Origin of the sequence: Streptococcus hyointestinalis (assembly GCF_041225505.1) — a bacterium.
Lineage (GTDB): Bacteria > Bacillota > Bacilli > Lactobacillales > Streptococcaceae > Streptococcus > Streptococcus hyointestinalis_B.
The window spans coordinates 1-2,157 of the sequence record NZ_JBCLSK010000078.1 but is presented as its reverse complement, the minus strand read 5'-3'; the positions used below and the strand labels follow the sequence as shown (position 1 = coordinate 2,157).

At 40.3% G+C, this 2,157-nt stretch carries 1 protein-coding gene and 2 pseudogenes; all 3 read left to right on the top strand.

Annotated features, from left to right (window positions below; translation table 11 throughout):
• A pseudogene (locus tag AALA56_RS09935) lies at positions 1–1,168 on the top strand (MobP2 family relaxase); the annotation flags it as partial.
• Between the two features lie 121 nt (positions 1,169–1,289).
• Positions 1,290–1,544, top strand: a complete 255-nt coding sequence (locus tag AALA56_RS09930) for a hypothetical protein (RefSeq protein ID WP_303975144.1) — start codon at positions 1,290–1,292, stop codon at positions 1,542–1,544.
• 20 nt (positions 1,545–1,564) lie between these two features.
• Positions 1,565–2,157: pseudogene (locus AALA56_RS09925) on the top strand (PBECR4 domain-containing protein); the annotation flags it as partial.

Here is a 2,157-nt window from a genome sequence, read left to right as displayed (position 1 = left end):
TCGGCTGGAAAAAAATTTGGACAAGTTTTCAAGTTTGAACCAGAGGAAGATTTTAGAACAGCTACCTAAAGCACAAGTCGTTAAAAGTCTAGAGTCTTGGAAAAAATTAGGCTATGAGACCAAGCCTGGAGTGAAACCACTTGAAATTATCACACCAGTTTATGAAAAATATGATAAGCACGGTACAGGTATAGGTCAGCCCACCTTTGTGTCAAATACTGTATACGATATTAGCCAAATGACTGAAAACATTCAGCTGAAAACACTGACACTAAAAGATTTATCACTGTTATCCTCTAGTGAGCTAAAAGAGTTGGTGGATGCTGCTAAGGCAAAACCAGAGCTAACTGAAAAAGAGCGGCGTGAGTTAGGAACTTATCGCTACGCTTTAAAGTTAAGCATGCTAGAAACAGCTCAAAAGACAATCCAGGTTCGTCAGAAGCTTTTAGAGCAAGTGCGCCCTCTGGCTTCTGATCAGCCTTTTGTAGACTTTAAGAAGGAATCTTTGGCTCAAGAATTGAAGTCTATCACATTGCAACTAACACCAAACTACAAGTTGTCAGAAGCGGATAGGCGGCTAAAACAACGTCTTAAACGTCAATTTGAGGACAGTGTTGCCCTTCCAATAGACAAAGCACCAGCTGTTGCGATACAGCTTCCTATCAGACTATTGCGGGCGGAAATGAGTCTTGTACATCAATTGCAGGATGAGAGTATCTTAACGCTCCTAAAAGGCGCACCAACAAGCAAACAAGGCTATCTAGAAGAGTTACAAACGCATGTCTCTATTTTTCAGTTGAAATATCAAATTCATAATCGCAACCAGCAGCTAAATCAATTATCAGATGAAGCGGTTATCAAAGACATGAAAATGGAGAATGCTAAAGGTTTTGTGGAGTTAAAACGCTTGTATGCCAAGCTGCAGCCTACTGAAGATAATCAGGGGCAGATTGTTCAGGCGGTGTCGAAGCAACTTCGAGAGCGAAAAATCGTCAAGAAAGCACATCTACAACAATCCAAAGGCAGTGTAAAATTGCCAACGCAGTTTATGAATCAATTAGCTAGCTCTCTTAATCGTTCTCAACGGGCTAATCAAAAGGCGTTGATGGAACGGGCACGTAGCGATGAACGTGAGGAGCAAGAAGAACGTCGACAAAACCAACGTTAGAAGTCATTGGGTAATCAATGACTTTTTTTGCTAAAAATCCCTCTAATTTGTCCCCTTAACGCAAGAAATTCCATTATCTCTTACACTTAAAAGTAACTGTAAAAAAGGAGGTGCAAGTGATATGTTACATTTTCCAAGTGTTTCTGAAGAAGCATTTGACTTTGAAGCCGATTGGTTAGTCAAGTCCATTGATGAGACGCAAAAACAAGTGCTTTTTGTTGGGCAAGGCAAGAATGGTGATTTGGAGTTGGTATTGACCTACCAAGACCAAGAACAATTTGAACGCTTTTCAGTGGGAGAGCTGGTCTCACTGCCTAAAGAAGTCTTTATTGTTCCTGAAACAGAGTCTTATACGTCTCAATATGAGTGCTTTTAGTGAATGAAAGGAGTTTTTTTATGGCAGATGAATACACACAACAGTGGCAGTCACGAGGCAAAAGTCGACGTGAGCGGGTTGAATATGCTCGTTCTCGTGATATTTTAGATGTGGCTAATGAACTCAACATGGAGTTATTTCGAGAAGGCAGAGATTATCGTTGGAAAGAGCATGATAGTTTAGTTATTACACCAGATAAAAATGTTTGGAATTGGTTTTCTAGGCATCAAGGTGGCGATGTGATTTCTTTAGTTGAAGTGATGAAAGAAGTTGATTTCAACCAAGCGATAAATTTCTTAAACGATGGTCGTTTTAAGGAACGTACAGTTATGGAAAGAGTACAAGAACCTTTCTCTTATTACCTTGCACCCTATGAGCAGCCTTTTGAAGCTGCTAGAGATTATCTACAAAATCAACGTGGACTTTCCGCTGAAACCATTGACTTCTTTCTGGAGAAAGGGGTACTTGCTCAGGCAAATGCTAAAGTAAAGGGCAGTATTGAACCTGTCATTGTCTTTAAATCATTTGATTTCTCAGGTGAGATTCTCGGTGCGACTCTACAGGGGATTGAAGAAAACAGGGAGAAGTGGACCGAACGTGGTTATGCTAAAAA

Coding starts and splice junctions, on each gene's coding strand:
- AALA56_RS09930 (WP_303975144.1), top strand. CDS start 1,290: ATGTTACATTTTCCAAGTGTTTCTGAAGAAGCATTTGACTTTGAAGCC.